This window comes from Acinetobacter sp. YH12041, from assembly GCF_013419975.1.
In the GTDB taxonomy this organism is placed as follows: domain Bacteria; phylum Pseudomonadota; class Gammaproteobacteria; order Pseudomonadales; family Moraxellaceae; genus Acinetobacter.
The window spans coordinates 493,297-500,959 of record NZ_VOZC01000001.1 but is presented as its reverse complement, the minus strand read 5'-3'; the positions used below and the strand labels follow the sequence as shown (position 1 = coordinate 500,959).

6 protein-coding genes and 1 pseudogene are annotated in these 7,663 nt (G+C 38.7%); 1 reads left to right on the top strand and 6 read right to left on the bottom strand.

Features of this window, described 5'->3' with window-relative positions:
• A pseudogene (locus tag FTU00_RS02345) lies at positions 1-108 on the top strand (IS5/IS1182 family transposase); the annotation flags it as partial.
• Between the two features lie 37 nt (positions 109-145).
• On the opposite strand, the gene FTU00_RS02340 reads toward FTU00_RS02345, so the two are convergent.
• The 6 genes from FTU00_RS02340 to glnE form a co-directional block, all read right to left on the bottom strand.
• Complete coding sequence (locus FTU00_RS02340) at positions 146-934, bottom strand: glycosyltransferase family 25 protein (protein ID WP_180002346.1); 789 nt, start codon at positions 932-934, stop codon at positions 146-148.
• Position 935: 1 nt separating this feature from the next.
• Positions 936-1,709 carry a glycosyltransferase family 25 protein gene (locus FTU00_RS02335; protein ID WP_180002347.1) on the bottom strand — a complete coding sequence of 258 codons (774 nt, stop codon included), beginning with the start codon at positions 1,707-1,709 and terminating at the stop codon, positions 936-938.
• Between the two features lie 9 nt (positions 1,710-1,718).
• The gene (locus tag FTU00_RS02330; protein ID WP_166139023.1) at positions 1,719-2,693 is read right to left on the bottom strand and encodes a Stealth CR1 domain-containing protein; all 975 of its coding nucleotides are present in this window, start codon (positions 2,691-2,693) and stop codon (positions 1,719-1,721) included.
• Positions 2,694-2,734: 41 nt separating this feature from the next.
• A complete protein-coding gene (locus tag FTU00_RS02325) occupies positions 2,735-3,505 on the bottom strand; it encodes a glycosyltransferase (protein WP_180178995.1) in 771 nt (256 codons plus the stop codon).
• A gap of 394 nt (positions 3,506-3,899) precedes the next feature.
• The gene (locus FTU00_RS02320) at positions 3,900-4,826 is read right to left on the bottom strand and encodes a branched-chain amino acid transaminase (protein ID WP_180002350.1); all 927 of its coding nucleotides are present in this window, start codon (positions 4,824-4,826) and stop codon (positions 3,900-3,902) included.
• 24 nt (positions 4,827-4,850) lie between these two features.
• Positions 4,851-7,601 (bottom strand): bifunctional [glutamate--ammonia ligase]-adenylyl-L-tyrosine phosphorylase/[glutamate--ammonia-ligase] adenylyltransferase, encoded by a 2,751-nt coding sequence (glnE, locus tag FTU00_RS02315; protein WP_180179004.1) that lies wholly within the window; start codon positions 7,599-7,601, stop codon positions 4,851-4,853.
• Positions 7,602-7,663 lie beyond the last annotated feature (62 nt).

Below are 7,663 nucleotides of genomic sequence, written 5' to 3'. Positions count from 1 at the left end.
AAAACCTTCAAAATCCTTGCTGAGCGTTATCGAAATAGAGGTAAAAGGCTTGGTTTGAGATTCAATTTAATCGCTGGAATCTACAACTTGGAACTGAGCAAAAAATGATTTATGAAAGAGGTCTATTGAATAACATAGAATTTTACTATCTAAATATAACTTTCTTCCGGTACATAATTTTTCTGAAGATACCTTTAAATTGGGAAAATAATCTCAAAATTTCTCTTTTAATTTTTTGAGGAATCGATAACTTAATTTTTAGACTATTAAATCGCTTACGTCTTTCTTCCTCTAAAGAACTAGAAAAATTTTCATAGGCATTATTTTTGATAAAATCTTGAATACATAATGCAGGTAAAATCTGAACAATATTAATATCCTTATCAAGAATTAAATCTTCAAAAAGGTAATGATCTAAAGGTTTAATTTTTTGTTCATGTCTCAATCTAACCAAAATTTTATTAACTATTCTATGAGACATAATATATCCAGCACCTCCAATATGCTTAGAGACTAAGTGATAGATTTCCCTCCCATCTACAGTCTTTAAAAGAGTACTTTTATTTACTTCTATATAATCATCAAAAGCTTCTAATTTTAAAATATCAGTATTTTTAGGTATCCAATTGAAGTTATTTAAAAATAAATTAGCATTTTCACCTAAATAAATATCATCTTCAAAAATAGCTATATATTCTAAATTATTTTCTTCCGCATAAAACCACAAATAAATATGACTTAAAAAGCAAGAAATTTCTGTAGGTTTCAAATCAAAAAAATTCAAATTTAATCCAAATTTTTCAGCATAATATTGATTCTGATCAGGAGTAATAGCATCAAAAAATTCAAAATCAATATTTTTTTCGCCAAATTCCTTACAAATGTGTTCTCGACGTTTAGTAGCAGTTTTTAGGCTAATAACAAAATTTTTCATATCACATAACTTTTTTTGATTTTAATAAATGCTTAACCGCATAATAACGATCACGCCACATACGTTTCTGTTTTTTTAAACCATACGATAGATCACGATTTTCTTTCTCTTTACGTGACACCCCTTGAGCTGCAACTGTCCCCAAAATATCACTATCTACCCCCGCTGGCTTCACTAATGGTGGCCAAACTCCTAATCCTTTACCATTTTTACTTAACCAAGTTTGAAAGAAAATATCTACTGGCATATTTATAGTTTTTCCAGCGTTAACGAAAGCCTGTGCTCCCTGACGAGACCAAATCAATCCCAAGCCACGAATTGGAAAATAATAAGCATGCCATATACTCATATTCTCAATTTGAGTAATATTTTTTGCCAGCTTTTTCTTTTTAGCTGCAATATTCACTAAATACCAATCTAAGTTTTTATGCTGGTCTAGATACTCAATCAGGCAATCAAGTTTTATTTTAAAATCTGGTTCAATCTTCATATCATCTTCAAGTACGATAAGATAATCCGCATCAGTAGCAAGAAACTTTTCTGCACAACCATAATGACTTAGATAACATCCTAACTCCGAACTCATTAGACTACGACCTAATATCTGGTTCGCTTCATCATCATTATAATGTGCAAATTCAGAGAGAGCTTGACCTCGCCCATCGTATGCAGCAAAACGTTCGAATTCCCAACCGACACTATTAAGTTGTAGAGTTGCATCAGCCAGCCGTTTATCACTTCCGTCTAAATTAATTAAATAAGTTATAACTTTCATGGCTAGCTCTTAGTAATGATGAATAAATAAAGGCAAATAATCTTTAAATTTAGTTATTAAAGCAGAGGTTATCTTTAACGATTGTTCAGGATTTAATTGATCTAAACTTTGTACACAGCCAAATTTAATAGTTGTGTCATTCAAGTCAGATAGAAATGAAGATAATGAGGCTTCATTTTTAAGATAAGCAATATTTATATCATCACATAATATCGCTTTACTAGCTTGAATTTTTAAATGATTATTTAATCCAACCGGTAAAAACTGTAAAGCACTTCTAAAACGGTATTTAATCTGTTGATGTAATATTTCAGGATACTTTGTAAAATACTCTTTCAAAAATTCACGATCTAGTATATGGGGACGGTGATGAATTTCATAATATTGATTTAATCCACAAAGGTCAGCACTAAGCATTTGGGCAATTGTATATTTAGGCTGTAAAGACTTACCAAAATATTTATTAAGGCCTTTACGCAGATTAAATTTTGCTTTAACTAACGAACTGCGTTCCCAATGCCCATAAATTTTAATTTGATCATTCGCTAAAAAATCCTCAAATTCAGAAGGTGCATTGAAGAAGAAATCATCATTTAAATAAATAAAATAGCGAGATAAGCTTGGAATATTCCAAAGCATAGTTTCAATACTTAAAGAGTTAAATGTAGGCAAGTATTGCTCATACCCAGTAAATATTGTTCGATGATCAATTATTTTTATCTGATCCGGATTACATAACCCCTGTTCGACGAAATCATAAATATTTGCTGGTTGTTGTTCATCAGTAATAATATAAATTGTTCCACAATAAGGAACATACTTAAGAATTGAAGCAATTGAAAAGTAGATTTCATTATTACTGGCAAATCGAGTTTCCTCGGCAGCACCTTTGGCAATATTAGCAGGCTGAAACTGTTGTCTTTTAAGTCGATGTTTTTCATCCTTACCATCAACCCAAGTAATAACAAAATCTATTTTTTCCATAATTTTTCTAATCAATAATCAGATTATGTAAGTCTTAGGACTTACTGCCAAGCATCCTTGATCCATTGGGATGGCAACACATAGCGATACCATTTACCACCACCACCATTAATGGCATCAGGTGGGTTAATCTCCCCATGGAAAATAATAATTTTTACGCCCTCAGGCTTTACTGGTGGCTTGAAATAAGCCATTGGAATTTTTTGCAGACAATGATATTTATAACTCTTGCACCAGCTATCTGGCCAATAGCTGAGTTTCTTCTCCTGGTCTACATACCAAGATAGATAAGCCTGTTCATTACGGAATTTTTGACGGATTTCATCAAAGTGTTCGCGGAAATATGGCAAAAGGCCTGGAAAAGCCCCGAGCTTAAAGCGATAAACTGAACTATTACCCGTAATACGCCATGGTCGTTTCCAGTCATGGATAATCAGAAAGTCACCCGGATGTGTAAAGAATTCATCAATATTATCGACAATCACCACATCCAGATCTAAAAATAAAGCATTTCCTTTTAAACCATAGAGATCAGGTTCAAAGGTAGACAGCTTATTCCAGCCACGTTCTGGCGCCCCTTCTGGCAAAGCCAACGGTGGAATAGAAAAGCATTGCACATTTGGATCAATCCCTTCAGTACGGTCAGTTAAACACACCATTTGAAAATCAACGGTTGTGTGCCGCTTCACCATATTGTAAAGACGATTGACATATTCAGACCCATATTTTGTGCCCCATTTCATACAGATCACAATATTTTGTTCAAGTGACTGTTCACTCTGAGTCTTAAGGTCATTTTGCTTTGCGTTCATGCACCCATCATCCACCTATGCAATATCAGTATCATACCATTACTGGTACTTACCGAACCTATTGCTTTTCATTTCTGCACAGTTTACCGCAAATCTCATGAAGAAATATAATCTTCATTTTTTCATCACAAGAATTGAATATTTTTCCAGCAACTTATATCAAAATAAAGTTCATATTTGAATGATAAGTATAGAGCAACACTAATTTTAGTTGTTCGTTACGCTTATTCGTTTATTTTTATAGTGAATATATAACTTTCCAAAATATGAGAGTCGTCATTTTTTCTGCAATTTATTGGCTTCTCTACCTAACAACCTAATAGTTTAATATTTTGAGAAAGAGTCACTAAAATAAAAAAAGGACTCAAATGAGTCCCTTTTTCATAGATTTAACTTATTTTACATAAGTTAACCAGTGTGCATATTTAGGGTCTTTACCCTGAACCGCATCAAAGTAGGCTTTCTGGATTTGAGTCGTAATTGGACCACGTACCCCTTCACCAATTTGACGGTCATCATATTCACGGATTGGTGTGACTTCAGCTGCAGTACCAGTAAAGAATGCTTCATCTGCAATATAGAACTCGTCACGGGTAATACGGCGTTCTACCACTTCATAACCAAGATCTTTAGCAATGGTAATAATCGATTGACGTGTAATACCGTCTAATGCGCCACCAGCGATGTCTGGAGTATGAATTACGCCATCACGTACCAGGAATACGTTTTCGCCTGAACCTTGGCATACATAGCCTTGCGGATCAAGCAGCATTGCTTCGTCATAACCAGAATGTGCCACTTCTTGGTGAGCAAGAATCGATAATGTGTAGTTACCAGATGCTTTGGCTTTACACATCGTCACGTTTGGATGATGGTGTGTGAATGATGAAGTTTTTACACGAATACCTTTCGCCATCGCATCATCACCAAGGTAAGCACCCCAGCTCCACGCTGCAACTACAGCATGAATAGTATTGTCAGTAGCAGCAATACCCAATTTTTCAGAGCCAATAAAAATAATTGGACGTAAATAGCAAGATGCCAATTTATTTTCACGAACCACATCAATTTGAGCTTGTTCTAATGTTGCATGATCAAATGGAACTTTCATTTGATAAATTTTTGCAGAATTGAGCAAACGTTTGGTGTGTTCTTTCAGACGGAAAATAGCCGTTCCATTCGGGGTTTCATAAGCACGGACACCTTCAAACACACCCATGCTGTAATGCAAAGTATGTGTTAATACGTGAGTTTTCGCCTCACGCCAGTCTACTAGTTGTCCATCTTGCCAAATGAAACCATCACGATCAGCCAAATTCATGCCACAAACTCCAATTTTTCACAATTATTCACTATCCAGTGCAAATACTGCACTTGGATCAATCAGTCTTTGCCATAACTTGCAAACGGTCTTTCGGGTATCGTGCCAGTCGCTTGCAGACACTTGCATGGATTGATTTGCAAGGGCTAAGCGATGGCTCTCGGCGCGTTCACGGAGATAAGCTTGAATCAGAGCAGTCGCATCGTCGCTGGATAAGCAACCTGATTTTGCGGCATCCTCAAGGATTCTTACATTGTCGGAGTAATGGGCGAGATCTTTATTCGTCCCACTCCAAGCTAACACCGCATACTGTGCCATAAATTCGATATCAACGATACCACCTGCATCTTGTTTTAAATGAAAAATCCCATCTTTTTTTTGCTCTTTGGAAGAACCCAGATGATCTTTCATTTTCTGACGCATTTTCAGAACTTCACTACGTACATGACAGATATCGCGTTTCTGGGTAAGAATTTTACAGCGTAGTGCTTCAAATGTCTCTCTCAGGCTATCTTCTCCGGCAATGGAACGTGCGCGTACCAAGGCTTGATGCTCCCATAGCCATGCATTTTTCAACTGATATTGCTCAAATGCTTTCAGGCTAGTGACCAGCAGCCCTGCTTCTCCAGAAGGACGTAGACGAGTATCGACTTCATAGACACGTCCATCCAGTGTTTGTGTGGTCATGAGCGACATAAACTTCTGTGCCACACGCATGGCAAACTCAAAACCGCTAATCGGCTTGAGACCGTCCGTATCTGCCTGCTCACCCATATAATGAATGAAGACCAGATCCAGATCTGAACCATAGCCCAACTCAATGCCACCGACTTTGCCATAGCCAATGACGGCAAAAGCCGTATGTTCTATCGAGCAGCGCTGCCCTTCTGCATCCAGCGGAAAACCATGTCGTTTAGCCACAATCTGATAAGCCAGATGCAGCGCAGCATTCACTGAGACTTCTGCAATATCCGTTAAGGCATCCGAGACTTTCATTAAAGGACTTTCTGCCAACACATCACTGGCAGCTACCGCAAGGACATTGGATTTTTTAAACAGGCGCAGCACCCGCATCTGATCTTCAACCTGATCAATTTCGATTCTGAGCAATTGCTGACGCAGGCTATCTTCCAGATCCTGCCGCTTAGGCAATTCAAAATCCATCGACAGGAACTCATCCAGCAATACCGGATAATGAGTAAGCTCCTCACAGATCCAGGGGCTGACAGTCGCCATCTTGACCAAACGCTGTAAAGCGCCTTTGCTTTCAATCAGCATCACCAGATACACCGTACGACGCATGACTGATTCAACCAATGGCATCAGGCGAACCAGTGCAACTTGCGGTTTATCTGATTCTAGAATCGCCTCTATCAGATAAGGCCAAAACGTTTTTAAACGTTGAATGGCTTTAGCTGGCAATTTTTTTAAGGCATGACCATGCCAGAATTCATGCACCAGATTTTTTGCATGATCATCCAAGACTTCATTCAGCTGTTGTTCCAACTGAGAAAAACTTTTGCCTTGAGGCTCTGGTCCATTTTCCTTGATCAAGTGCTCAAACTGGTAAATCACTTTAGCGCGTTTTTGATCCAGCACTTCCATAAAGGCGGACCAGTCTGAAAAGCCCAAAGTATCCACAATACGTTGACGTAAATCTGGCTCAGTCGGCAAACATTGGGTTTGTTGATCATGCAGCGCCTGAATAGCATGCTCTACCCGACGAAGGAATAAATAGGCATCTTCGAGGTCAGTCACCGCCTGTTCATCCAGCAGTTCAGCCTCATCCAGATGATTCAGGCTGACCAGACATTGCCGGTCTTGCAGCTCTAACTTGGCTCCGCCATAAATTAGCTGAAAAACCTGCACTATAAATTCAACTTCACGAATCCCGCCTGCGCCAAGCTTGATATCATCTTCAATATTACGGCGCTGTACTTCACGCTCAATCATCGCCTTCATTTCGCGCATGGCTTCAAAAGCGCTGTAATCGACATATTTACGGAATACAAAAGGACGGGTCATGTCCAGCAGTTCATCACCTTCTGGGCTCGGATTGACGATGCGGGCTTTGATCCAGGCATAGCGTTCCCATTCACGCCCATGCTGGCTGAGATATTTTTCTAGTGCGGCATGACTGATGGCTAAAGCAGAACCATCACCCCAAGGTCGCAGACGCATATCAACACGGAATACAAAACCTTCAGCAGTGATATGGTCTAGCAGATAGATTAACTTTTGCCCCCATAGAATGCAGAACTGCTGAACATCAATGCATTTGCGCCCATCCGTTTCACCCTGTTCATCAAAGGCAAAAATCAGGTCAATATCACTGGAAAGGTTGAGTTCCTGAGCGCCCAGCTTGCCCATTGCAATAATAATGAGATCCTGAACTTTACCGTTATAGCCAATTGGCTGGCCATATTTGGCGACTAGAGGAATACGGGCAAACTCTTTGGCAACACAGATACAGGCATCAGCGAAATCAGACAGCTCGCGGGTCAGTGTGATGACATCGGTGATTTGATTGGCATCCTGCCAGATCCAGCGGAACATCAGGCGAGCACGCAGAATACGTAAACTACGCATCCACATGGTTTCATCGCTGATATTTAATAGATTGGAATAGATTAAGTCTTGAATCTGTTCAGTGCCGAGTGATCCCTGAAACTGATCAATTGCATAATCCTGATTCAATAGATCTTGATGATTGGCCAATACCTGTTCTGCATACTGACTGGCTCTTAAGGTTTTCTGCAATTGTACCGCGTCCATCACTCGGTGATTCCCTCAAAACTTTTATTTAGTTATAGCAGGAGTTCAGGCCGAGTGGGAAC

Coding starts and splice junctions, on each gene's coding strand:
- FTU00_RS02340 (WP_180002346.1), bottom strand. CDS start 934: ATGAAAAATTTTGTTATTAGCCTAAAAACTGCTACTAAACGTCGAGAA.
- FTU00_RS02335 (WP_180002347.1), bottom strand. CDS start 1,709: ATGAAAGTTATAACTTATTTAATTAATTTAGACGGAAGTGATAAACGG.
- FTU00_RS02330 (WP_166139023.1), bottom strand. CDS start 2,693: ATGGAAAAAATAGATTTTGTTATTACTTGGGTTGATGGTAAGGATGAA.
- FTU00_RS02325 (WP_180178995.1), bottom strand. CDS start 3,505: ATGAACGCAAAGCAAAATGACCTTAAGACTCAGAGTGAACAGTCACTT.
- FTU00_RS02320 (WP_180002350.1), bottom strand. CDS start 4,826: ATGAATTTGGCTGATCGTGATGGTTTCATTTGGCAAGATGGACAACTA.
- glnE (WP_180179004.1), bottom strand. CDS start 7,601: ATGGACGCGGTACAATTGCAGAAAACCTTAAGAGCCAGTCAGTATGCA.